General features: G+C 73.3%; 21 protein-coding genes and 2 pseudogenes. 11 read left to right on the forward strand and 12 right to left on the reverse strand.

What is annotated here, in order from left to right; all coding sequences use genetic code 11:
- Window positions 1–565 precede the first annotated feature (565 nt).
- The 5 genes from AB0946_RS28310 to AB0946_RS28330 all read left to right on the forward strand — a co-directional run bounded on the left by AB0946_RS28310 (window position 566) and on the right by AB0946_RS28330 (window position 7,589).
- Window positions 566–1,897, forward strand: coding sequence for a polyprenyl synthetase family protein (locus AB0946_RS28310; RefSeq protein WP_366763480.1), 1,332 nt, complete (start codon window positions 566–568; stop codon window positions 1,895–1,897).
- A complete protein-coding gene (crtI, locus tag AB0946_RS28315; RefSeq protein ID WP_366763481.1) occupies window positions 1,894–3,651 on the forward strand; it encodes a phytoene desaturase family protein in 1,758 nt (585 codons plus the stop codon). Before AB0946_RS28310 ends, crtI begins: the two co-directional genes overlap by 4 nt.
- On the forward strand, window positions 3,648–4,679 hold the full coding sequence (locus AB0946_RS28320) for a phytoene/squalene synthase family protein (RefSeq protein WP_366763482.1): 1,032 nt from the start codon (window positions 3,648–3,650) through the stop codon (window positions 4,677–4,679). The genes crtI and AB0946_RS28320 overlap by 4 nt, the downstream gene beginning before the upstream one ends.
- Entirely contained in the window at window positions 4,676–5,683 is a 1,008-nt protein-coding gene (locus tag AB0946_RS28325; protein ID WP_366763483.1) for a DUF5914 domain-containing protein, read from the forward strand. Before AB0946_RS28320 ends, AB0946_RS28325 begins: the two co-directional genes overlap by 4 nt.
- Before the next feature lie 397 nt (window positions 5,684–6,080).
- Window positions 6,081–7,589, forward strand: coding sequence for a cryptochrome/photolyase family protein (locus AB0946_RS28330; RefSeq protein ID WP_366763484.1), 1,509 nt, complete (start codon window positions 6,081–6,083; stop codon window positions 7,587–7,589).
- 87 nt (window positions 7,590–7,676) lie between these two features.
- Here the strand turns inward: AB0946_RS28330 and AB0946_RS28335 are convergent, their stop codons facing one another.
- The 4 genes and pseudogenes from AB0946_RS28335 to AB0946_RS28350 form a co-directional block, all read right to left on the reverse strand.
- The gene (locus tag AB0946_RS28335; RefSeq protein ID WP_366763598.1) at window positions 7,677–8,690 is read right to left on the reverse strand and encodes a cobalamin B12-binding domain-containing protein; all 1,014 of its coding nucleotides are present in this window, start codon (window positions 8,688–8,690) and stop codon (window positions 7,677–7,679) included.
- A gap of 165 nt (window positions 8,691–8,855) precedes the next feature.
- On the reverse strand, window positions 8,856–9,464 hold the full coding sequence (locus tag AB0946_RS28340) for a sigma-70 family RNA polymerase sigma factor (protein WP_366763485.1): 609 nt from the start codon (window positions 9,462–9,464) through the stop codon (window positions 8,856–8,858).
- Window positions 9,465–9,773: 309 nt separating this feature from the next.
- A pseudogene (locus AB0946_RS28345) lies at window positions 9,774–10,157 on the reverse strand (MMPL family transporter); the annotation flags it as partial.
- A 61-nt stretch (window positions 10,158–10,218) separates the two neighbouring features.
- Complete coding sequence (locus tag AB0946_RS28350; RefSeq protein WP_366763486.1) at window positions 10,219–11,406, reverse strand: MFS transporter; 1,188 nt, start codon at window positions 11,404–11,406, stop codon at window positions 10,219–10,221.
- Window positions 11,407–11,494: 88 nt separating this feature from the next.
- Between AB0946_RS28350 and AB0946_RS28355 the strand changes: the two genes are divergently transcribed.
- On the forward strand, window positions 11,495–12,256 hold the full coding sequence (locus tag AB0946_RS28355; RefSeq protein WP_366763487.1) for a DeoR/GlpR family DNA-binding transcription regulator: 762 nt from the start codon (window positions 11,495–11,497) through the stop codon (window positions 12,254–12,256).
- Between the two features lie 71 nt (window positions 12,257–12,327).
- On the opposite strand, the gene AB0946_RS28360 is transcribed toward AB0946_RS28355, so the two are convergent.
- The 5 genes from AB0946_RS28360 to AB0946_RS28380 form a co-directional block, all read right to left on the reverse strand.
- The gene (locus AB0946_RS28360; RefSeq protein WP_366763488.1) at window positions 12,328–12,891 is read right to left on the reverse strand and encodes a dihydrofolate reductase family protein; all 564 of its coding nucleotides are present in this window, start codon (window positions 12,889–12,891) and stop codon (window positions 12,328–12,330) included.
- A gap of 206 nt (window positions 12,892–13,097) precedes the next feature.
- Window positions 13,098–13,400 carry a hypothetical protein gene (locus tag AB0946_RS28365; protein ID WP_366763489.1) on the reverse strand — a complete coding sequence of 101 codons (303 nt, stop codon included), beginning with the start codon at window positions 13,398–13,400 and terminating at the stop codon, window positions 13,098–13,100.
- Between the two features lie 228 nt (window positions 13,401–13,628).
- Window positions 13,629–13,874 carry a DUF5133 domain-containing protein gene (locus AB0946_RS28370; RefSeq protein WP_366763490.1) on the reverse strand — a complete coding sequence of 82 codons (246 nt, stop codon included), beginning with the start codon at window positions 13,872–13,874 and terminating at the stop codon, window positions 13,629–13,631.
- A gap of 218 nt (window positions 13,875–14,092) precedes the next feature.
- Window positions 14,093–14,350, reverse strand: a complete 258-nt coding sequence (locus AB0946_RS28375) for a hypothetical protein (RefSeq protein ID WP_366763491.1) — start codon at window positions 14,348–14,350, stop codon at window positions 14,093–14,095.
- Window positions 14,351–14,683: 333 nt separating this feature from the next.
- A complete protein-coding gene (locus tag AB0946_RS28380; protein ID WP_014677112.1) occupies window positions 14,684–14,887 on the reverse strand; it encodes a cold-shock protein in 204 nt (67 codons plus the stop codon).
- Between the two features lie 821 nt (window positions 14,888–15,708).
- On the opposite strand from AB0946_RS28380, the gene AB0946_RS28385 reads away from it, so the two are divergent.
- Together AB0946_RS28385 and AB0946_RS28390 are read left to right on the forward strand one after the other, a co-directional pair.
- The gene (locus tag AB0946_RS28385) at window positions 15,709–16,944 is read left to right on the forward strand and encodes an epoxide hydrolase (protein WP_366763492.1); all 1,236 of its coding nucleotides are present in this window, start codon (window positions 15,709–15,711) and stop codon (window positions 16,942–16,944) included.
- 162 nt (window positions 16,945–17,106) lie between these two features.
- Window positions 17,107–17,802: a type 1 glutamine amidotransferase domain-containing protein gene (locus AB0946_RS28390; protein ID WP_366763493.1), complete on the forward strand. Its 696-nt coding sequence runs from the start codon at window positions 17,107–17,109 to the stop codon at window positions 17,800–17,802.
- Window positions 17,803–17,862: 60 nt separating this feature from the next.
- Here AB0946_RS28390 and AB0946_RS28395 read toward each other — a convergent pair whose 3' ends face one another.
- Together AB0946_RS28395 and AB0946_RS28400 are read right to left on the reverse strand one after the other, a co-directional pair.
- Entirely contained in the window at window positions 17,863–19,047 is a 1,185-nt protein-coding gene (locus tag AB0946_RS28395; protein WP_366763599.1) for a YbfB/YjiJ family MFS transporter, read from the reverse strand.
- 478 nt (window positions 19,048–19,525) lie between these two features.
- A pseudogene (locus tag AB0946_RS28400) lies at window positions 19,526–20,349 on the reverse strand (aldo/keto reductase).
- A gap of 284 nt (window positions 20,350–20,633) precedes the next feature.
- Between AB0946_RS28400 and AB0946_RS28405 the strand changes: the two are divergent.
- Window positions 20,634–21,347, forward strand: coding sequence for an SDR family oxidoreductase (locus AB0946_RS28405; RefSeq protein ID WP_366763494.1), 714 nt, complete (start codon window positions 20,634–20,636; stop codon window positions 21,345–21,347).
- A gap of 116 nt (window positions 21,348–21,463) precedes the next feature.
- Window positions 21,464–21,847, forward strand: coding sequence for a hypothetical protein (locus AB0946_RS28410; protein WP_366763495.1), 384 nt, complete (start codon window positions 21,464–21,466; stop codon window positions 21,845–21,847).
- Between the two features lie 77 nt (window positions 21,848–21,924).
- On the opposite strand, the gene AB0946_RS28415 is transcribed toward AB0946_RS28410, so the two are convergent.
- Window positions 21,925–23,157: an MFS transporter gene (locus AB0946_RS28415; protein WP_366763496.1), complete on the reverse strand. Its 1,233-nt coding sequence runs from the start codon at window positions 23,155–23,157 to the stop codon at window positions 21,925–21,927.
- Between the two features lie 119 nt (window positions 23,158–23,276).
- Here AB0946_RS28415 and AB0946_RS28420 point away from each other — a divergent pair, with 119 nt between their 5' ends.
- Window positions 23,277–23,828: an ABATE domain-containing protein gene (locus tag AB0946_RS28420; RefSeq protein WP_366763497.1), complete on the forward strand. Its 552-nt coding sequence runs from the start codon at window positions 23,277–23,279 to the stop codon at window positions 23,826–23,828.
- Window positions 23,829–24,005: the final 177 nt, after the last annotated feature.

Here is a 24,005-nt window from a genome sequence, read left to right on the forward strand (position 1 = left end):
GGTCGCGTCCGCCGGCACGCGGCGCCCTGACGTGGGGTCCTTGCGTCCTGCCTCCGGTCGTGCGGCCGGTGGGCGCACCGTCCCGTGACACCGGGTCCCCTGTGCCGGCCGCGGCGGACCCCGCGGCGCGTCCGCCGGGCGTCGAGGAGGGCGTCCACGGCCCGGGAACGATCCGGTGAGCCGGTGGGCGGCGACAGTCCGGCCGCATCCGGGCCCACGGCGGCCACGCGCGCTTCCGGCACGGCGTCTCCCATGTGCGGTGTTCTTCCGGTCCGATCGGTCCGGACATCCCGCGTCGCTGCGGACCCCGCATCGGTGCCGGACCGGCGCCGGCGAGGTGCCCGTCCGACGGGGATGTCCCCGCCCGGTGTTCCGGATCGTGTACCCGGGCGGATGCAGGGCACCTCCGGCGGCGAGCGGACGGGCGCCGGACACAGCACGGTGGAGTGGGCGGAGCACCGACGGCCGCGCGACCACCTGGGGAGTTCGCGCATCCGTTCCCATCGCCCACGCGGAAGCAGTCCCTACGGGGACGACGGACACAGACACGACGGAGGGAACCGGGATGCGTCCTACCCACGCAGAGGACCACCGCGCGGCCTCGCCGCCGCGGCCGGTCGCGACGGCGGCCGTGGCCTCGCCCGCCCACGGGCCGGTGGCCGGTGACGGCGCGGGGCGGGACGGGACCGGGGCGTGCTCGGCGGCGGCCGGACCGCTTCCGGCCGGGCCCGCGGAGGTGCGCCGGATCGACGCCGACGTGCCCGGAGCCGTCGACCGGGTGCTCGGCCACGCCCTGGCGGAGCGCGTGCGCCGCGCACGGCTGGCGGATCCGCTGTTCGCTCAGGACGTCGCCGAACGGGTGACACGCTTCACTCTGGAGGGTGGCAAGCGCACGCGCGCTCAGCTGGTGTGGTGGGCCTCGCGGGCCTGCGCCGGCCGGGACGCGGCCACGGCGGGCAGGGCCCTGCGGATCGGCGGCGCGCTGGAGCTGCTCCAGACGTGCGCGCTGGTCCACGACGACGTGATGGACCGGGCCGCGCTGCGCCGGGGCCGGCCCACGCTGCACACGGACCTGACCGCCGGGCACGAGGACCGGGTGGGGCCCGAGCGGGCCCGGCGGTTCGGGCAGTCGGCGGCGGTTCTCGCCGGGGACCTGGCGCTGGCCTGGGCCGACGACCTGGTGGCGGAGATCCCGCTGGCGGCGTGGACGGGGGTGGTGGTGCGGCGGCTGTGGAGCGACATGCGCACGGAGATGGTGGCCGGCCAGTACCTGGACCTGCACGGCCAGATCACCGCGTCACGGTCCCTGGCCCGCGTGCTGCGCGCCGCCCTCCTGAAGAGCGCCCTGTACTCGGTCGAGCGGCCCCTCGCGCTGGGAGCCGCCGTCGCGGGCGCGGACGACGGGACGCTGCGCCGGCTGTGCGACGCCGGGCGCTGCGTCGGCATGGCGTTCCAGCTGCGCGACGACCTCGACGACGTCTTCGGCGACCCGCTGGAGACAGGCAAGGCGTGCGGCGGCGACATCCGGGAGGGCAAGCCCACCTATCTGGTCGCGGTCGCCCGCGCGCGGGCCGAGGCCGCCGGTGACGACGCCGCGCTCGCCGTGCTGGACCGGTGGCTCGGTGACGCGGCCCTCACCGAGCCCGGCCTGGACGAGGTGCGGGAGGTGCTCGTCGCGACGGGTGCGCGCGCGACCGTGGAGACCAAGGTCGACCGGCTCGCCGCGCAGGGGCTGCGGCACTTCGACCGCGCCCTGCTCGACCCGGAGGGCGCGGCGCCGTTGCGCGCTCTGCTGCTCGCCACGGCCGGGGCGCGGCCCGGGGATGCCGCCGTACGGCCGCGGTCCTGGCAGGGTCCGTACGCCCCCCATCCCCGAGGCGCGGGGAGCGGCCGGTGACCCGCACCCTGCCCGGGCGCACCGACCACGTGGTGGTCGTGGGCGCCGGACTCGCCGGACTGTCCGCGGCCTTGCACCTGCTGGGCGCCGGACGCCGGGTCACCGTCGTCGAGTGCGAGGCGCTGCCCGGCGGCCGGGCCGGACGCCTGGACCTCGGGGGCTACCGGGTCGACACCGGACCCACCGTGCTGACCATGCCCGACCTCGCCGACGAGGCGTTCGCCGCCGTCGGGGACAGTCTGTACGAGCGGGTCGAGCTGATCCCCCTGCACCCGGCGTACCGGGCCTGCTTCGCGGACGGCAGCAGCCTCGACGTGCACACCGGCGCGGAGGCGATGGCGGCGGAGGTGGAGCGCTTCGCCGGCCCCGGTGAGGCGGCGGGCTACCGGCGGCTGCGCGACTGGCTCGAGCGGCTGTACCGGGCGCAGATGCGCCGGTTCATCGACGCCAACTTCGACTCCCCGCTCGGTCTGCTCACCCCCGATCTCGCCCGGCTGGCCGCTCTCGGCGGCTTCGGTCGCCTGGACGCACGGATCGGCCGGTTCCTGAGCGACGAGCGGCTGCGCCGGGTGTTCTCCTTCCAGGCGCTGTACGCGGGCGTGCCCCCGGCCCGCGCGCTGGCGGCCTACGCGGTCATCGCCTACATGGACACCGTCGCGGGGGTGTACTTCCCCCGGGGCGGCATGCACGCCCTGCCGCGGGCGATGGCGGACGCCGCCGCCGCGGCGGGCGCCGAGCTGCGGTACGGGCAGCGGGTGACCCGTCTGGAGCGGTCCGGCGAGCGTGTCACGGCCGTCGTCACCGACGCGGGCCGCATCCCGTGCGACGCGGTCGTCCTCACTCCGGACCTGCCCGTCGCCTACCGGCTGCTCGGGCGCCGGCCGCGCCGGCCGTTGCGGCTCCGCCACTCGCCCTCGGCGGTCGTGCTGCACGTCGGCACGGACCGCACCTGGCCCCGCCTCGCCCACCACACGATCATGTTCGGCGCGGCATGGCGCACCACGTTCGACGAACTGACCCGCGCCGGACGGCTGATGAGCGACCCGTCGCTGCTCGTCACCCGCCCCACCGCCACCGATCCGGGCCTCGCGCCGCCGGGCCGCCACCTGCACTACGTCCTCGCCCCCTGCCCCAACACCGACATCGGCCCGGACGCGGCGGCCTGGTCCGACCTGGGCCCGCGCTACCGGGACGCGCTGCTGCGGGAACTCGGGCGGCGCGGACTGGAGGGCGTCGCGGACGCCGTCGAGGCGGAGTGTCTGGTCACCCCGGCCGACTGGCACGCCCAGGGGCACGCCGCCGGAACCCCGTTCTCGGCCGCGCACACCTTCGCGCAGACGGGGCCGTTCCGGCCGCGGAACCTGGTGCGCGGCACCGAGAACGCCGTCCTCGCCGGCTGCGGCACCACACCCGGCGTGGGCGTGCCCACCGTGCTGCTGTCGGGGAAGCTGGCCGCGGCCCGCGTCACGGGGGCACCCGGGCGCGGCAACACCCGCCCGCGCCCCGCCGGTGGCCCCGTCCGGTCGGACGTCCGGCCCCCCGCCGGCTCCCCCGGCCCGTCCGCGTCCCCTTCCGGCGGAGCGGAACCGGCGGCCGAACCGCGCGTGTGCGACCCACCTCCCGGCCTGGCTGCCGGCCCGCAGGAACCGCAGTCGTCCCCGCCGGGTCCCCCGGCTGCCCCAGCACGGTCCGAGACGCCACCAAGCCCCCCGGCCGCCCCTGCTGCCCCCACGACCGAAGGCAGGACCCGATGACCGATCGAGAGCTGGACGCGGCGGGGATCACCGATCCGGCGCTGCGCGCGGCCTACCGGCACTGCCGCGCCCTGAACGCGCGGCACGGCAGGACCTACTTCCTCGCCACGCGGCTGCTGCCCGTCGAACGCCGGCCGGCCGTGCACGCCCTGTACGGCTTCGCCCGCTGGGCCGACGACATCGTCGACTCCCTCGGCACCGGTGCCGGAGCCGACGCCCGGGCCGAGGCGCTGACCCGGCTCCACGAGGAACTGGAGGAGGGGCTGCGACGGGGCGGCGGCGAGGAGCCCGTCGTGCAGGCCCTCGCCGACACCGCCCGCCGGTACGCCATCGACCACGTCCACTTCCGGGACTTCATGACCGCGATGCGTTCCGACCTGAGCGTGACCGCCTACCCCACCTACGCGGACCTGTGCGCCTACATGCACGGCTCGGCCGCGGTGATCGGGCTCCAGATGCTGCCGGTGCTGGGCACGGTGGTGCCGCGGGAGGAGGCCGAGCCGTACGCCGCGGCGCTCGGCGTCGCCTTCCAGTTGAGCAACTTCCTGCGGGACGTCGGCGAGGACCTGGACCGCGGCCGCGTCTACCTGCCCGCCGACCTGCTCGCCGGTCACGGCGTCGACCGTGAGCTGCTGGCCCACAGCCGCGCGACGGGCCGCCGGGACCGCCGGATCACGGCCGCGCTCAGGGAGTTCGAGACGCTGACCCGCAGGGTGTACCGGGCGGCGATGCCGGGTGTCGAGCTGCTCGATCCGGTCTCCCGTCCCTGCATCCGCACCGCGGCCGTCCTGTACGGCGGCATCCTGGACGCCGTCGCCCGCGACGGCTGGGCCGTGCTGCACCGGCGGTCGGTGGTGCCGCGACGGCGCAGGGCGGTCGTCGCCGCCGACGGGCTGGTGCGGGTGGCGGCGGCCCGGCTGCGCGTGCGGGCCGGTGCCGGACACCGGCCGCCGGCGCGCGCCCGCGACCTGCCCGCGGCCGTGCTCTCACCGGCGGCGGCCGTCCGCTCCGCCGAGGAGGTCGCGTGAACCGCCGTCGTCCGCTGCTGTCGCTGCGCCGCAATGCCGTGCCGTGGGAGAGGCAGCGGCCCACCTGGCGCGAGGCGCGGCCCGGGGTGATCGCCGGAGCACTGAAGCGGGCGCAGGCCCGCCCGTCCGGGAACTGGTACGTGATCGGCGCCTCCCGCGCCCTGCGCGGCGACGGCAAGCTGGCGCGGACCGTGGCGGGGCGGGAGGTCGTGGTGTGGCGAGGGCCTGACGGGCGCCTCGTGGGCGGCCCGGGTGTCTGCCCGCACCTGGGAGCGCCGCTGCGGGACAGCCCGGTGCGCTGCGGCACCCTGGTGTGCCACTGGCACGGGCTGGCGCTGGACGGCCGCCCGTACGCGGGCTGGGCTCCGCTGCCGGTGCACGACGACGGGGTGCTGGTGTGGGCGCGCCTGGACGAGGTGGGCGGTGAGGAGCCGCTGGACGCGCCGGTCGTACCGCGGCGGCCCGGGCTGCCGGGCGCTGTGGACACCGTCTACGCCGGCGTGGGTGTCTGTGAGCCCGAGGACGTGGTGGCCAACCGGCTCGATCCGTGGCACGGGGCCTGGTTCCACCCGTACTCGTTCGTCGACCTCAGGGTGGTCGACGCGCCCGGGGACCGGGCCGGTGCGGCGGACGACGCGCTGGACGCGCTGACGGTGGACGTGTCCTTCAAGGTGGCGGGCCGGCTGGTCGTGCCGGTTCGCGCCGTGTTCACCGCGCCCGGGCCGCGCACGGTCGTCATGCGCATCACCGAGGGCGAGGGCGCGGGTTCCGTCGTGGAGACCCATGCCACGCCGCTGGGCGCGGACGAGGCCGGCCGGCCGCGTACCGCGGTGATCGAGGCGGTGGTGGCCGCCTCGGACCGTCCGGGTTTCGCCGCCGTCCGCCGGGCCGCGCCCTTGCTGCGTCCTGTGATGCGTGCCGCGGCGGGGCGGTTGTGGCGGGACGACCTGGCGTACGCCGAGCGGCGCTGGCAGCTGCGGTCCACCGGCCGGTTCCCGGGCTGAGCGGCGCTCGGGCGGCTTCCGCGGCCGTCCTTCCTCGTACCCGCGTTCACCGGTCGAGGGCGGCACGGCGGACCCCCGCGCGCTGACCCGCGGTGGCAACGCCCCGGACGCCGTCGCCCTCGCCCTCGCCCTCGCCCTCGCCCGAACGGAGGATCATCCGCGGCACGCCGCGGCCGTCACCGGCCGACCGGGCGGAACCGTCCCAGAGTGGCCTCACCGGATACCGGTACCGCTGGTCGCGCGTGCCCCTGCCGTGGACAGCGCGGGTTCCGCCGCGCCGAACCCCGGTGCCGGGACCCGGCCCCGCGCAGGCATCGGCACCGGACGCGGCACGTGGGGCAGGGGGCGCCGCGCCGCACGGAAGGCACCCAGCCACGACCCGGAAGGCACCGCCGCGATGACCACCCCGCACTGGATCTTCGGTGACCAGCTCGGCCCCCACTTCCTCACGCCCGCCGGCGAGGACGGTCCCGACCGCGGGGCGCCCCTGGTGATGATCGAGGCCAGGTCGGTCTTCCGGCGGCGCCGCTTCCACCGTGCCAAGGCGCACTTGGTGCTCTCCGCGATGCGGCACCGCGCGGCGGAGCTGGGCGGGCGGGTGACGTACGTACGGGCCGAAACCTACCGCGAGGGCCTGCGCCGGGCGGTGGGCGGCGGGCCGGTGACGGTGTGCCACCCCACCTCGTACGCGGCCCTCCGGCTGGTGCGCTCCCTGCCGCGGGTGCGGGTGCTGTCCGCCCGGGGCTTCCTGGTGACGCGCGAGGAGTTCGCCGGCTGGGCCGAGGGGCGCGGTGGGCGACGGCTGCTCCACGAGGACTTCTACCGCTGGGTGCGCCGGCAGCACGACCTGCTGATGGAGGGCGGTCACCCGGCGGGCGGCCGGTTCGACCACGACCACGCCAACCGCGAGCCCCCGCCGCGCGGCACCCGGGAACTGGACCTGCCGGGGCCGTTCCGGCCGAGGGAGGACGACATCGACGCCGGGGTGCGCGAGGACCTCGACCGGTGGGAGCGCGAGGACGGGGTGCGGTTCGTCGGCCGGGACGGGCCCCGCCGCTTCCCCGCCACCCGGCGGGAGGCACTGTCGGCCCTGCGCCGTTTCGTGACGCACCGGCTGGCGTCCTTCGGGCCGTACGAGGACGCGATGCTCGCCGGTGATCCGGTGATGAGCCACAGCCTGCTGTCGTCCTCGCTGAACCTCGGGCTGCTGCACCCGGCGGAGTGCGTGGAGCGGGCCGAGCGGGCGTGGCGGGAGGGCGCGGTCCCGGTGAACAGCGCGGAGGGCTTCGTCCGGCAGGTGGCGGGCTGGCGGGAGTACGTGTGGCAGCTGTACTGGCACTTCGGCGAGGACTACCGGCACGGCAACGCGCTCGGGCACACACGGGAACTCCCCGAGTACTTCGCCGAGCTGGACGCGGACGCGCTCGCGGCGCGCTGCCTGGCCACCGTGCTGGCCCAGGTGCGCGACACCGGGTGGACGCACCACATCCCGCGGCTGATGGTGCTGGGCAGCCACGCACTGCAGCGGGGCTGGGACCCGGCCGCGGTGACCGACTGGTTCCACCGCTGTTTCGTCGACGGCTACGACTGGGTGATGGTGCCGAACGTGGTGGGCATGTCCCAGTACGCGGACGGCGGCCGGATGACGACCAAGCCGTACACGTCGGGCGGCGCCTACATCCACCGCATGAGCGACCTGTGCGACGGCTGCGCCTACCGGCCGACCGAGCGCACCGGCCCGCGCGCGTGCCCCTTCACCGCCGGGTACTGGGCCTTCCTGCACCGGCACCGGCGACTGCTGTCGGGCAACGCCCGCGTGCGACGCGCGGTACAGGGTCTGGACCGTCTCGGCGACCTGGAAGAGGTGCTGCGCCAGGAGCGGCGGCGGGCGGCGGACGCGCCGTGAGGGAGCCGGAGGCGCTGCGGACGGACCGGCGGCGTGGGCACCGCCGGGGGCAGCCGGCGAGGGGGGGACGGGACGGTGTGCGCCGGTTCACCCCGCGGTGCAGAGCGCGCGCAGCACCTCCACCGCCTGTGCCAGCCCGGCCGGTCTGATGCCGACGACGGGCTGGCTCCTGCTCCAGCCGGGACCGCCGAGCACCACCGCCGGGCCGCGCCGCGTCCCCTTCATCCCCCAGCGCAGCCCGGCCACGTGCCGGGCCAGGGCCGGGGCCGCCCGCGTACTCTCCTGGGCCCACAGCACGACTGCGGCCGGACCGAGCCGGCGCACCGCCGCGTCCAGCGCCTCGTGCGGAACGGCGGCTCCCAGCATGCGCACCGGCAGGCCCTCCTGACCGAGCGCCGCGTGCAACGCCTCCAGGGGCAGCGTGTGCTGCTCACCGGGGACGCAGGCCAGCAGGACGCAGCCGGCTCCGGGGGACGCGACGGGGGTGGCGGGCGGCGTGCTGCGGCGCAGCACGGTGGAGACGTGCCAGGCGAGCAGGTGCTCCACCTCCACGTACCGGTCGTCGGAGGAGGCCCAGCGGCGCCCCACGGCGTGCAGGGTGGGAACCATCACCTCCTGCCAGGCCACGACGAGTCCGTGGCGTTCGACGGCGGCGGCGAGCTGTTTCTCGAGCGCGGGCGCGTCCAGCCGTACGGCGGCGCGCGCGAGGCCGCGGCACTCCTGGCGCACATCGCCGAGGGGCAGCGCGCCGGCGGCCCGTGATCGCCCCGGAGGCACCACCGGCGGCGCGGAAGCGGTGGCGGTTTCGGCCCCGGCAGGCGGGCCGGCGCAGGCCGTACGGGCGGCGCGGGCCGCGTCGGCCGGCGGGACACCGGTCGCCGTCAGCCGGCACATCTCCTCGACCGTGGCCACGTCCGCCGCCGTCCAGCGGCGGTGCCCGCCCTCGGTCCGCGCGGTCGGTCCGATGCCGTAGCGGCGGTCCCAGGAGCGCAGGGTCATGGGCGACACACCGAGGCGCCGGGCCAGTACACCGGTGGTCAGACCGGCGTCGCCCGGTACGGCGGACGGTTCGTCGGGAGGCGGGGCGGCGGGGTTCACGATGGTCAAGTGTCCCTGTTCTGCTGGTGTTCGCGCTCCGGAGGCCGCGCGGACGAGACCGGCGACGAGCACGCGCGTGGGGAGCGGGGAAACCCCCGGCGTCTGCGCCGGCCGGCCTGCGGGGGCCGCTCCCCGCGGTCCGTGTCCGTCGTCCCGCGTACCGCCCGTTCAGCGGGCTCGTTCCGGGGCCTCCCCGACGAGGCTCCGGCCCAGGCGCAGCAGGCCGCGCCGGGCGTGGCTCTTGACCGTACCCAGTGGCCAGCCGGTGACGTCGGCGATCTGCGTCTGCGTCAGGTCACCGTAGAAGGTCAGGCACAGCACCCGCCGCTGGGCCTCGGGAAGGCGGCGCAGCTCCCGGGTGACGTCCACGCGGTTCAGGACGTCGTCCTGCGCGTACGACGGCCCCGGTGTGCGGTCCGGCTCGCGTGCCGCCGCCGCTGCGGCGTCCGTGCGCCGGGTGCGGGCGGACAGGGCGTCGGCGATCTTGCGGCGGGTGATGCCCACGAGCCAGGCGGGCAGCGGGCCACGGCCCGCACGGTATCCGTGGCGTCCGCGCCAGGCGGCGAGGAACACCGTCTGGGTGACGTCCTCGGCCTCCGCGCCGTCGCCCAGGGACTGCCGTGCCAGCGACAGGACGAGAGGGGCCCATCGGCGGTAGACCGCCTCCATGACGGCCTCGTCCCCGGCCGCGAACCGGGAGGCCAGATCGTCCTCCGGTGACGCCATGGGCACGGGCATGGGCACGGGCCCGGCTTCGGTCACAGCAAGTGCCGTCATGTCGCCTGCTCCTTTTCCGGCCATTTCCGGGTGGCTTGACGCCTCACGGCCACGGTCCGTCCGGGAGCCCCGCGAGGGCAACTCGCATCGGCTCTGCATCGTATTGCCCGGGTCGGCCCGGGAGCCTCGTGGCGCGGCCGCATCGGGTCCGCGCCCGGATGCGAGCGGTCCGTCCAGCAGCCGTGCGGACAGAACTCGCACAAGGTGTGCATCGGATCGGCCCCGGGCCGGCGGGAGCCTTGCGGCGGCGACTCGCACGGGGTCCGCGTCGGATCGCCACCGCGTCGGCCCACGCCGCCAGGGTGGCCGTCAGGCGTCGCCCCTCGGCCGGAGGACGGCCGGCCGTCGCTCGACCGGCGCCGCTGGGCGGCCGCCTGTCCCGCCGGTGCCGGGCCGGGTGGGCCACCACACGCGGTCCCCGGCGTCCCGTACGAGCGCCGGCACCAGCAGGGTGCCCAGGAGCGCGGCGAAGGTCGCGGCGAGCACCACCCCGGCGGAGGTGATGACCCCGCCGGTGGTGACGAGCCCCCGCGTGACGCCTTCACGGGCGCCGTGCCGCAGCGTCTCCTCGCGGACCCGGGACATCAGGAAGATGTTGTAGTCGACGCCGAGGGCGACCAGGAAGACGAATCCGTACAGCGGCGCCGACGGATCGGTGCCGCTGAAACCGAACAGGCCGCGGGAGACCAGCGCCGCCTCCTGCGCTCCCGATGCCCCTCGGCGCGCTCGACGGTCCGCGGGTCGTGGGGCCGGGTCAGGATGTCAGCTCGACCACGCGCGCCCGCTCGGGTGAGGTGCGCAGGATGCCGGCCGCCGCGGCAGCCGATGCGCAGAACAGGGCGAGGAGCAGGAAGGCGTGGTTGAGGGCCATGAGATGGGTCATCCAGCCGATGACAGCAGGGCCGGCGAGCATGCCGATGTAGCCGAGTCCGGCGACCCGCGACACATTGGTGCCCGCAGCCGCGGGGTCGGCGTGTCCGGCGGCGCTGAACAGCTGTGGGACGCAGCCGGACAGGCCGAGGCCGAACAGCGCCCAGCCGGTCAGCGCCGCCCAGACCCACGGCGAGAGGGCCGCGACCGTGATGCCGACGGCGGCCAGGGCCGAGCCGTACCGCAGGACGGCGACCGGCCCGAACCGCGCGGACACCCGGTCCGCCACGAGCCTGCCGACGGTCATCGTCGCCGCATACGTCCCGTAGGCGAAGGCGGCGGTGCTCTCCGGCGCGCCCAGAACGGTCTTGAGGTGCAGGACGCTCCAGTCGTTGGCGGCTCCCTCGCACAGCATGATCAGCAGAGCCAGAACGGCCAGGAGCCATATCCGGGTGGGAACGGATCGCTTCCTTTCCTCCGGCTCCCCCTGCGCATCGGCCACGGGGGCGGCCGGCTCGGCGGGCAGCAGGCCACGGGCCGACACCAGGGCGATGACGGCGCCGGCGCCCGCGGCGGCGCCCAGCGTCGTGGCGGGGTCCCATCCGATGTCGACGGCCGCGGCGCCGGCGAGCGCGGCCAGGACGCCGCCGACGGAGAACGTGGCGTGGAAGGCCGACATGACCGGCCGCTCGTACGCCTTCTCCACCTGTACGGCGTGCGCGTTCATGCTCACGTCGAGGGTGCCGTTCCCGAATCCGAAGACCAGCAGGGCCGCTGCGAGGGCCCACGGCTCCTGGGCGAGGCCGGGCAGCACCAGGGTGACGCTGCACAGCATCCCGGCCGCGGGGACGATGGTGCGCGTGCCGAGCCGGTCGGACAGGCGCCCGCCGACCTGCATGCCGGCGAACGCCCCTGCCCCCAGCAGCACGAGGAACCCGCCCAGGGCCGCGTGACCGATGCCCACGCGTTCCTCGACGGCCGGGATCTGCACCACCCACATGCCCAGCAACAAGCCATTGAGGACGAAGTAGACAAACGTCACAACGCGCGAGACGCGCAGCGTTCTTTCCATGCGAGCACCATAACGAACACATAGACTGTTTAAAACAGCGTCTTCCGAACGTCCATCATGTTCGCTTCCGGTGGTGTTGAATCGCGGTATGAGCACCGTGGAACGTCATCGACTGATCGCCCAGGCCGTCCAGGAGGCAGGAACGGCCACAGTCGCCGAGCTGGCCGACCTGACGGGCGCCTCGGACATGACCGTCCGCCGGGATCTGGACCAGTTGGCCGCGCAAGGCGTCCTCGAACGGTTCCGCGGCGGGGCGCGCACCCTCCTCCTGCGGGGAGACGAACCACCCTTCGCGCTGCGCACCCACGAAGCCGTCGACGCCAAACGCCGGATCGCGGCAGAGGTGGCCTCGCTCATCACCGACGGTGAGACCGTCCTGTTGGACAGCGGCACGACCTGTCTGGAAGTCGCGCGCCTGCTGCGCGGGCGGCAGATCACCGTGATGCCCCTGTCACTGCAGGCGATCGGCGTCCTCGGTGACGCCCCCGAACCCACCGCGCTCCTCGTGCCGGGTGGCCGGCCCCGCGCCGGCGAAGGAGCCCTCACCGGGCCCCTCACCCTCGCCTCCCTCTCGGCGTTGCGGTTCGACACCGCCGTCCTGGGCTGTTGCGGCCTGACCGCCGGGGACGGCATGACCGCCTACGACCTCGACGAGGCAGCGGTGAAGAAGGCGGTGATCACATCGGCACGTCGCGTCATCGCCGCCGCCGACGGCAGCAAACTGGGCCGCACCGCACACGCCTACGTCGGCCCCTCCAGCGTGGTCGACATCCTCGTCACCGACACCACCGCGCCCGCCGACGAGACCGACGCACTCGAGAACAACGGCACCACTCTCAAGATCGTCTGAGGCACACACGCCCGCGGTGTCTTTGACGGGGGTCGGCCCGGTGTGGAGCCCGAGGATCTGCGACGAGCCGGCTACCGCGACACGCGGTAGCGGAGGTAGACGAATCGTGAGCTGATCGTACGGGTCTCGACGAGTTCGAGATCCACCCGGCGCTGGTGCCGGGGGAAGAACGGGATGCCACCGCCGACCAGGACGGGGTAGACCCTGGCACGGTACTCGTCGATCAAACCCGACGCGGCCGCCTCGGCGGCGAGAGTCGCGCCGCCGATCGCGATGTCACCCTCCCCCGGCTCGGCTCGCAACCGCTCGATCTCCTCCGCCAGGCCGCCGGAGGCCAATCGGGCCTTGCCCTGGACCGCCGACAGCGTGGTGGAGAACACCACCTTGGGGAGGGCCTTCCAGAGCGCGGCGAACTCGAGCGTCGAGAAATCGAGCGAGGGGTTCTGATCCACGGTCTCCCAGTAGAGCATCGTCTCGTACAGCCGTCGTCCCAACAGGTGGACGCCGGCCTCCCGCACCTCGTCGGTGGCGAAGCGGAAGACCTCCTCGTCGGGCGCCGTCCAGTCGAACCGGCCGTCCGGCCCGACGATGTAGCCGTCGAGCGAGACGCTCATCGAATAGGTAACGCTGCGCACCAGAAGTCCTCCTCGATGCCGGGTTCGACAGTACGACTGCCGAAGACCTCAGGAGTCATCGCGACGCGCAGGATGTTTTTGGGCAGAGTCGACGTGGGAGGAAGTCCGCGGACACTCGACGATGTCGGACTGGACGCTCGACCGGAACGCCTACTGATACTCCCCGCTGTCACCGGCATCCGCTTCAGGACGGGCCGCCGGCTTGCTCACCGGCCAGTCTTCTGGAACAGCGCGAGCTGGTCCTTGACCCAGGGGTCGAACACCGCGAGCCGCTGCCTGGACGACGGGTAGAAGGTCGCCAGCTGGTCCTCGATCCACTGGTCCGTGGGCTGCCGGGCGGCATCATGGCGGTCGGCGGCGCTCCGGGCGCAACCGGATACGGCGACGGCGGGATGGCCCTGGGATGGCTGGGTCGTGTTCGCCGACGCAGGACCGCTACCGATCGCCATGGCGGTTGCGGCGAGCACCGTGGAAGCGCCGGCTATCGCGATCCGTCCAGTCATCTGCATGATCTTCTCCTTCTTGCCGGGCCGCGTTGTCGCGGGGGCGCCCCTACCCGTTCCTCATGCCCTACACACATCCACGGATTTTTCAGGCATCGGAGTTCTGTCCGCATTTCCCGGTTTCCTGACCAGCCGTACAGGCTGCTCACACACGGCTCGCGGCCCCGGTCGGGCGCGCGTCACAAAGCCGACGCTGCCCGCCCGAGGGCCCCTGCGTCCGGCAACAGGAGGCGGTCACGCAGCCAGGGTCTGCGTCGCCTTGATGGGCGCGGTGCGATCCGCTCGCAGCCGTTCCAGCATGGCGTCGGCGGCTGCGAGGGCTTCGTCCACGGACTGGGTGCCGGTCATGACGCACAGCGTGTAGGTGGTGTCCTCCAACTCCCGGCTGGAGTGACCGGTGGGGTGCAGGTCATGGCGAAAGCGGGCGTCGGCAAAGCGGGCCAGTACCGCGCGTAGTTCCTTCTCCGCAGGCAGCAACACAGCGACATCCTTCTCGCAGGGCGGGCCCTTCCGCAGGGTCCGCGGCGTCCGTGAGCGCGCACCCGCCGGGCGGCCGGAGGGCCAGGAGCGGGTGGGTGCGTACTACATGGAGTCGTGTGCCCCGGCTTGATCACCGTATGCGCTTCTTCTGCCGCGTTCTGTTGAGGCACCCGCTTTCGGGGAGACCCGGATCCCGAGTCCGTCCGTGCCGCGCTGTGTCACTCGTCCGGGCGAAGCTCGTCGTACACCAGCTCCACCAGCCTCTCGGCCTCGGGCGTACGGGGGTCGGGGGAAACCTCGTAGTAGCCGCCCAGGGTCGTGATCACATCCTTGTGGGAGTCGTCGTAGCCGGTGCCGGCGCTCTGCCACCACCAGATCCTGTCCCGGATCTCGTCCTTCGTCAGCGGGCCGTCCAAGGTGATGTCCCTGCCTTGGACCTTCGCCGTGATTCTCGCCGAGTCCGCACCGGTAGCCATGCGGCTCCTCTCCTTTCCCGTGGGCGGACGCCGTCAGCCGCCCTGTATCGATCACAGCAGCGGCTACCCCGTCGAAGGCCTGTCCCACGGTTCGATCCGGACAACCAGCGGAAGCCCGGTCGGCCTCGAACGCTGGGTGGCCCCCTGAGCACCTTCGCGCGATGTCGGGGGAAACGCGTCAGGGGCCCGGCCGATGCCGGGCCCCCGTCTTCCGTAGCGGGTCTGGAGATGAGCCTGCGGTCTGTGGGCTGGAGCCCAGCCGGCTACCAAGCGGCTCCACCCGGCGTGGGTGGTACAGCTCCGCACAGAGGGCCGCAGGTCAGCCGAGGGACGTCAGCCGCGGACGATGTTCTCGGCCTGGGGGCCCTTCTGGCCCTGGGTGACGTCGAACGTGACCGTCTCGCCCTCGACCAGCTCGCGGTAGCCGTTGCCGGAGATGTTGGAGTAGTGGGCGAAGACGTCCGGTCCGCCGCCGTCCTGGGCGATGAAACCGAAGCCCTTCTCGGAGTTGAACCACTTCACGGTGCCGCTGGCCATACTGCGTCCTTCGATCTTGCCGGGGGTGCCGGCCGGAGTAAGTAGCGGCATCTCCCACTGCGGGAAGATGCCATCGACCGTTCTACCCCGTCGAGGGCCCGGTCATTCGATCATTCGTCCATGAGTCGGATACGGTCCGATCGAGTGGACCAAGTCGGCCCAGGTCCGTCGGGCCGGGGGGCCGCATCCGGACGCGTCCCACGATCCCCGCACGCGAGTGAACAGTGCGGAGTACGCTGTCGTCGTCCCGGTGGTCTCCCCCGTACCACCGGGACGCCGCATTTCGACGGGCCCGGCTCTGACGGGCGCCACCGCCCAGGTCGGAGCCGGTACGGATTCGCCCGCGCTTTGACGCGGGCCACCGGACGCACCTCGTCCGGGTGCGGGCCGCATCGGGGCGCGAAGGCGCCAGGTCGGCGGGCCTCGCCTGCGCCCCGTACAGCGCGGTACGCGCACTCGGCGAAGTCATCGGCCGTCCGGACACAACACGGCGTCAGGTCGGCTGTGGCACGGCACCCACCGAACCCTGCCCGTCCCGAAAGCCGGCGCGGCACCACGGCTTCGGCGGCTGCGACTTCGCGGCGCCGGACCGCGGCGCCGGAGCCGGGCACTGCCGGCCCAAGTCACGCCCTGCGGTGGGAAGATGGTCGTGTCGCGGCGAGAGGAGTGCATCGGTGGTCCGGCAGGCCGGCTCGCCCCGCGCCACCGGCGAACACCGGCCACATCGCTGCCCCCACTCCTCGACATGGCCGGGCTCGCCGCCCATCCACCCGACAGGCCCACGGCACCGCTTCGCCCTCTGTCCAGTAAGGAATCACGGCATGACCATCCCGCGCGCCTTCCCCCTGGTCCCCACCTCGATCCATGTGTCCGACGAGGTCCTGGACGACCTGCGCGCCCGTCTCACGCTGACCCGCCCGCCGCTGGACGAGGGGAACGAGGACTGGTCCTACGGCGTCCCGGCCGGCTATCTCGGTGAGCTGGTCGCCTACTGGCGGGACGGTTACGACTGGCGGAAGGCAGAGGCCGCCGTCAACGTCCACGAGCACTACGAGGTGAGCGTCGCCGGTGTCCCGGTGCACTTCATGCGCAAGCCCGGCCGCGGTCCCCGCCCGGTGCCGTTGATCCTCACCCACGGCTGGCCGTGGACGTTCTGGCACTGGTCGAAGGTGATCGATCCGCTCGCCGATCCGGCCGCGTTCGGCGGCGACCCCGCCGACGCGTTCGACGTCATCGTGCCGTCCCTGCCCGGCTTCGGGTTCCCCGGCCCGCTCACCGGCTTCCCTGACGTCAACTTCTGGAAGGTCGCCGACCTCTGGCACACCCTGATGACCGAGACCCTGGGGTACGAGAAGTACGCCGCCGGGGGCTGCGACATCGGCGGCATCGTCTCCAGCCAGCTCGGCCACAAGTACGCCGACGCGCTGTACGGCATCCACATCGGTTCCGGTCTGCCGCTGGACTTCTTCACCGGCCCCCGCGCGTGGGACTTCGCACGGAACCGCCCTCTCGCCGACGACCAGCCCGCCGACGTCCGCGCCCGCATCATCGAGCAGGACCACCGCTGGGCGTCCCACCTCGCCGTGCACATGCTCGATGGCGCCACCCTGGCCCACGGGCTGAGCGACTCGCCCGCCGGACTGCTCGCGTGGCTGCTGGAGCGCTGGAACGGCTGGAGCGACAACGGCGGCGACCTCGAGTCCGTCTTCACCAAGGACGACCTCCTCACCCACGCCACCATCTTCTGGGTGAACAACTCCATCGCCACGTCGATGCGTTACTACGCCAACGCCAACCGCTACCCCTGGGCCCCCGCCCACGACCGCACCCCGGTCGTGCAGGCACCGGTCGGCCTCACCTTCGTCACGTACGAGAACCCGCCCGGCATCCACACGGCCGACGAGCGCGTCCGGGCGTTCAAGACCGGCCCACAGGCCGACTGGTTCAATCACGTCAACGTCAACGCCCACGACCACGGAGGCCACTTCATCCCCTGGGAGAACCCCGATGCCTGGGTGAGCGACCTGCGCCGCACCTTCCACGGCCGCAGGCCCTGAGCGAGCTCGCGGGCCCGTCCGGCAACGGACGCCACCTCCCGTGAGAAATGCCCGAGGATTCCGCAGCCGAAAAGCCGGCATGCGTGCGGACAAGTGTGCGCTTAGAGTGGGAAAAATTCGCATTTCACGATGATTCGGGCGGGGGCGAGGAGGCGGAGCGCGATGGCGAAAATACTCTTCATAGTGAGCGGGGCCACGTACTGGATACTCAAGGACGGCACCAGATACGCGACCGGCTATTGGGCTGAAGAGTTCGCTCTGCCGTACAAGAAGGTCACGGAAGCCGGTCATGAGGTCGTGGTGGCGACACCGGGTGGTGTGACCCCCAACGTCGACATGATGAGCCTGCGCCCGTCGATGGCGGGCGGTGAGGAAGGCGCTCTCGAACTGGAGGCCATCATCCGGTCCGCGGAGGTCATGCGTCGGCCCCTGAAGCTGTCGGACGTCCGTCTCGAGGACTACGACGCGGTGTACTTGCCCGGCGGCCACGGCCCGATGGCGGACTTGGCGGTCGACGCCGACGCCGGCCGGCTGCTGACGGCACAGCTCGCCTCGGGCAAGCCGCTGGCGATCGTGTGCCACGCCCCTTCCGCGATCCTCGCCACCAGGATCCACGGCGAGTCGCCCTTCAAGGGGTACCGGATCACGTGTTTCACCAATGAGGAGGAAGAGGGCGTCGGGCTCGCCCCCAGGGCACCGTGGCTGCTGGAGACCGAGTTGAAGGAGAAGGTCGGCGTCGACTTCAGCCGCGGTCCGATCTGGGAGCCGTACATGGTGGAGGACCGCAACCTCATCACCGGGCAGAATCCTCATTCGGCGGCGATTCTCGCCGATCGGCTGCTCGAACTCCTCAAGTGAGATCGATTCCGCTTGGTCGGCGTTCCCCTGCCTGGAATCCGAGCGCGCGCCGGTGTCGTGTCACTCCCCCACCTCGACTCCGGCAGCGTCCCGGGAAGCCTGTCGGCGGCCGGGGGCCGTGGTCGGGCGCCGGGTGAGGTCACCCGGCGCCGGCACGTGGTGCGGGAAGCCGATACGCAGAACCAGGGCGGCGAGCGCCGCGGCCAGGACGACCACGGAGGCCAGGATCAGGGCCTGGTGGTAACCGTGGTGCAGCAAGGGCCTGGCGATCAGCGGGCCCAGGATCTGACCGATCGAGTATCCGGCGGTCAACAGGGCCACGGCGCGGGGGAACCGCAGGTGCGCGCCGGTCGCGAGGGCCAGCGTGCTCACGCCGATGAAGGTCGCCCCGAAGAGCACCGCGGAGATCAGTGCGGCCGCCACCCCGCCGACCAGTGCGGGCAAGGCGATGCCCACGGCCTGCACACCGAGCGCGGCCAGCAGCAGGTCCGGGCGGGACCACCGGCGTCCCAGCCCGGCCCATACCGCGGAGGACGGGACAGCCGCCAGGCCCACCAGCACCCAGGCCCCGCTGCCGATCCAGCCGGGCGAGGCCTGCTCGATGGCCGCGACCAGGAACGTACCGGCGATGATGTACCCGATTCCCTCCAGCGTGTAGGACGCGAAGAGGGTGCTGAACCAGCGCTTGGTGCGTGGTCCGTCGCTCTCGGTGTGCGTGGGCGCCGTGGACGAGGCGGGCCGGGGCTCGGGCTCGGGTCGTAGGCCCCACGCGGCGAGAGCGAGTGCCGCGGCCAGGGCGGCGGAGGCCCACCACGCCACCCGCCAGGTGCCGACCGTGCGCAGCACCAGCACGAGCAGGCCCGACAGGGCGATCCCGGCGCCGACCCCGCCGAACGCCCAACCCGGCAGGTGGGCCGGGTGGTCGCGCAGATGGCTGAGCAGGGAACTCGCGGCGATGACGAAGATGAGTGCGCTGAGGACTCCGGCGGCCAGCCTGAGCAGCAGCCACGGGGTGGTGGAGTGGGCCAGTGGCATCGCGGCCAGGGAGGCGATCAATCCCAGGAGGCTGCCGCGCAGTACGGCCGCGGAACGCACCAGCCGCGGCAGCAAGGTCCCGGCAAGCGCCCCGACCAGGTACCCCACGTAGTTGGCGGTGGCCAGGTTCGCCCCTGCCTCGGCCGACAGTCCCGCCTGCGCGTGCATCAGCGGCAGGATCGGGGTGTAGACGAAGCGTCCCACACCCATGCCGGTCGCCAGGGCGGCAGCGGCCTGCGCGATGTGGGCCCAGGGTGAGCGGATCGCCTCTCCCTCGGCTCGGGCCCGGTGGGGTGACGGCGTCTCGGTCATGCGGTCTTCCTCGGAATGCTCGACGGGGCGGTCGCGGATCGCGGACTCGGGGGCCCGGTCGTCCGGGCCGGCCTGCTGCGGTCGCGTGGCCTGCCGGTTCCGCGTGGGCCGGTGCCGGACGGACGCGAGGTGGTGGTCGGCAGCGGGCTCCTGGCCGGAGTCGTCGAAGATTTGTGCTGTCCGGGTTCCACGACCCCCAGGTTGCTCCCACCGTGGGGGCGCAATCCAGGACCGGTGTCCTCCCTGCTGGGAGCCTCGGCCTCCTGTGCGGCCGCTGTGCGGCGCGGGCTCCGGGAAGACGCCGACGGACCGACCGTCGGGGGGCCGCCGAGGGCGCCGTACCCGCCAGGCCCTGGGCGGTCCCTCCCGGCCGCGCTCAGTACCGGGCGCCTACGGGGGCCGGGATGCCGTCGAGCTCGGCGAGGTCGGCCGGCGACAGCAGGACGTCCGCGCCGCCCGCGTTCTCGGCGAGGTACGTCGGGGTCTTGGTGCCGGGGATGGGAACGACGTGCTCGCCCTGGGCGACGAGCCAGGCCAGGGCGACCTGCGCGGGGGCCGCGCCGATGCGGTCGGCGACTTCGCGGACCTTGGTGGCGATGGCGAGGTTGGCCCGCAGGTTGTCCTGCTGGAACCGGGGCAGTCGCCGCCGCTGGTCGTTCTCCGGCAGTTCGTCGAAGGAGCTGAAGCGGCCGAGGAGGAAGCCGCGGCCCAGCGGCGAGTACGGCAGCAGGCCGATTCCCTGGTCCTCGCACGCGCCTTGCCGGCCGTGACCGTCTCCGCCAGGGCGCCCCAGGTCTCCTCGAAGGGTACGGCGGGGTCGACGCGGTGGAGCTGATAGAGGTCGATGTGGTCGGTACCCAGGCGGCGCAGGCTGGCGTCGATGGCGGCACGCACATGCTCGGGCCGGCCGTTGGGCCTGACCAGTGGCGCCCCGCCGGGGCCGCCGGTGGGGTCGATGCACTCCATGCCGACCTTCGTGGCGATCACCGCCTGGTCGCGTCGGCCGGCCAGTGCCCGGCCGACGAGTTCCTCGTTGGTGTAGGGGCCGTAGACATCGGCGGTGTCGATCAGGGTCATGCCCAGGTCGAGGGCCTGGTGGATGACGGAGGCGGAGGTGGCTTCGTCGCGCGGTGTGGCCATGTCGTAGGCGAAGCGTCTGCCTCCGGTACGGGAACGGTGTGGAGCGCGACCGGGCATCATGAACCGACCCGTCGGCTAATTGCCCGTAGGCAGCCGTACGCGAGGAGTCAAAGGCCGGGAGCGCCTGGGCCGGGACCTGTTCTCTCGCAGGTGAGAGGAGAGAACTCCCAGCGGCGTGACGCGCGGGCCGGGCCGCCGCCGGCCCCGCCGATCGGGGCGCCCCGCACGAGGCGCCCTCCGGAGAATTCTCGGTCAATATGTCCATGGAAGGGTGTTTTGCACGTGCTCTGCCCAGGTGGTTGTCGGGGCCGGCACGGTGGGCGGTCTCGACCGAGAGGACAGTCATGAGCATTCCTGTGAAGAAGGTCGCGGTCGTCACCGGTGCGTCGCAGGGCATCGGTGCCGCTCTGGTGGACGCCTACCGCAAACTCGGCTACGGCGTGGTCGCCACCGCCCGTGGCATCGCCGCGTCGGAGGACCCGGACGTCGTCACCGTGCGCGGTGACATCGCCGACCCCGCCACCGCCGAGCGTGTCATCGCCGCCGGCCTGGAGCGCTTCGGGCGCATCGACACACTCGTCAACAACGCGGGCATCTTCATCGCCAAGCCGTTCACCGAGTACACGCGGGACGACTACGAGGCGGTGACGGGTGTCAATCTGACCGGGTTCTTCCGCATCACCCAGCTCGCGGTCGAGCAGATGACCCGCCAGGGCGGCGGACACGTCGTCCAGATCACGACCAGCCTGGTCGACCACGCCAACTCCGCCGTGCCCTCTGTACTGGCCTCCCTGACCAAGGGAGGTCTGCAGTCCGCCACCAAGGCCCTGGCGATCGAGTACGCCGACCGGGGCGTCCGCAGCAACGCCGTCTCCCTCGGCGTCGTCAAGACCCCCATGCACTCGGACGACTCCGACGACATGCTGGCCGCCCTCCACCCTCTCGGCCGGACGGGCGAGATCAGCGACGTCGTCGACGCGATCGTCTACCTGGAGAACGCGCCGTTCGTCACGGGAGAGATCCTCCACGTCGACGGCGGCCAGAGCGCCGGCCACTGACGGGGTGCGGGCGGGCGGTGCCGGGGCGACGGGATCGCGTCTGGAGTATTCACCCAACGGGCTTGCCCTCACCCCGCTGCTATTCTTTGCGCGTTCAACGACTCTGGGGGAAGTCCGTGTTCACGTCGGTCACCACGGATTGGCCGTGGCTGTTGGCTGTCACTGCCCTTGTGATCCACTGTTCCGCCATGGCGAAATGGGTGCCGATGCAGCGGTTCTGGGCGGTCTATCCCTTCATCTGGGTGGTGTGCGGCACCGGGGCGGTGGCATTCGGATCGTGGCGCGGCTTCGCTCTGGAGGACATGCTCGTCCTGTGCTCGTTCGCGCTCATCGGGCTGACGGTCGGCATGTACCCGAGCCGCAGACTGTTCGCGGTGTGGGCGCACGAGATCAACGACGGAGTGACGCGCGAGCGGTACGACTATCCGCGCTCGCACCTCGCGTTCTGTGGCGTCTGCGTGCTCGTCATGCTCGCCGCCGCCTTTCTGTTGACCCACTGACACGCCGTCGGGCGGCTATGCCGGCCTGCGCTCCGGGAGTATCCGCGCCACTGTCCACAGCCGGAGAAGAGACGGGTTCAGTGCCCCACGCTCCTCTCCGCGAGCGGGCAGGACACCTTTGCTTGGCGTCCCTTGAGCAAGAGCGCGCCCAGGGCGGCCGCGAGGACCTGGCAGCCGGCCACCGCCGCGACCAGGCCTCCCGGCCCGGCTGACTGCCAGCCGCCCGCGAGCGCGGCCCCGCCCGCGGCGAAGGCGCTCTTGATGCTCGCTCCGAGGGTGAACACCTGGGTGCGGGCGGCCGGGGGCGCGTAGCGGTCACGCCCGGTCAGCAGGGCGGCGAAGAGCGGGCCGGTGCAGCACCCGGCCAGAGCGAAGCCGCCGGCCGTCGCCCCGGCACCGTCCGCCCAGGGCACGGCGGCCAGCGCCGCTCCGGTGGCGAACAACATGAGGATGACGGTCAGTTCGGGGCGGCGGGCGCCCCACGGCCGCCAGGCGTACACCAGGGAGCCGGTCAGCGAGCCGAGTGCCATGGCGGTCATCAGACCGCCGGCGGCCCAGGGCGTCTGATAGCGGGCGGCGAGCATCACACAGGCCACGGGCAGGGCCCCTGTCCCGAGCTGGCCCACCGCGCTGGCCCACGTGAGCGAGCGCAGCGGCGGGTCACGGAGCAGCAGGACGGCCGCGGCACCCAGATCGGCGGGGCGCGGCGCAGGGGTTGCCGAGGCGCGGGGTTTCAGCGGCAGGGCGAAGACGAGCGCACCGCCCGCGGCGGCCCCGGCGCCCAGTGCGGCGAGGGCAAGGGCGGGACCGGTTGCCGCGGCGAGGGCGGAGGCGAGGGCCGGGCCGGCGATTCCGGCCAGGTTGTAGGAGACGGCGTCCAGGCTGAAGGCACGGCTCAGCGCCGCGGGCGGCAGCAGGTCGCCCAGCAGACTGGTCAGGCCCCCGGTCAGCAGGGGGGTGCAGCAGCCGGCCGCGGCCGCCACGGCCAGGACGAGGGGAGCGGAGGCCCGCCCGACGAGCATCGCCACGGCGGCCAGTCCCGTGCCGTAGCAGACCAGGCAGCCACCGTGGAAGAGCCGGCGTCGCCGGACCCGGTCGGCGAGGGCACCGGCCGGCGGGGCGGCGACGACGCTGGGCACCAGCAGGGCCGCGACGAGGGCACCTCCGAAGCCGGTGCTGCGCGTACGGTCCACGGCGAGCACCACCAGGCCGACTCGTGCTCCTTCGGAGGCGAGACGCACCAGCAGGGCGACCTGGAGGTACCGGACGAGCACCCACGTCCGGGGGCCCGACCGCCGTGCCGGCTTCACTGACGTCTGCGTACGCACTGCATGCCTCCAGACCGGGACGACGCGGCTCGCCCCCTTCGTCATACCCTGAAGGTATGACGGCATGTGTGTCCGGTGTCCGAACCGCTCATACTCGGGGGGTGAGCTTCGCCTTCGTCAGTGATCACCTCGCCCTTGATTTCGCCGCCACCGTGGCGTGGCGCACGACTCGCCCCAGGGAACTGCTGGCCGAGCCGGAGGACTTCGCCCGCTGGGCCGTGAAGGCGGGAGTGGTCGACCGGTTGGAGGCGGTGAGCCACGCGGAACTGGCGGAGGCGCGGGCGCTGCGTGAGGCGGTCTACCGGCTGGCCCTGGCGGCCGCGGACGGGGAGCCGTACGACTCCGCGGACGTCGCCCGGGTCCGGCAGGCCGCCGCACGCCCTCCGGTCCGTCTCACCCTCCACGCCGTGGGCCGGGTGGAACGCCGCGGCGGGGTACAGGAGGTGCTGGCCACCCTCGGGGCGAGCGCCAGCGACCTGCTCGGCGGACCGGACCACCTGCTCATCCGGCACTGCTCCGGTGAGCCCTGCACCCGTCTTTTCGTCGACCGCTCCCAGGCGGGTACTCGGCGCTGGTGCTCCAAGCGAAGCTGCGGCAGCAGGATCAACGCCGCCGCCTACCGCCGGCGTACCCGTGAGGACGAGCGGTCCTGACCCGAGGGCCGCGCCGGCGGTCGGGACGGTTCCGCGAGGCGGTCGTGTGACTTTGGCCGGGATCGGCTCGTGTCACGGCGAGCCCCGGTGTACCAGGGAGCCAACTGGATAACCGGCGTTCCGGAACTGGCCCGAGCACGAGGAGAATCCGTGTGACCGGACGGCGTAATGCAGCGG

It is taken from the genome of Streptomyces sp. NPDC046870, from assembly GCF_040704595.1.
GTDB lineage: Bacteria > Actinomycetota > Actinomycetes > Streptomycetales > Streptomycetaceae > Streptomyces > Streptomyces argyrophylli.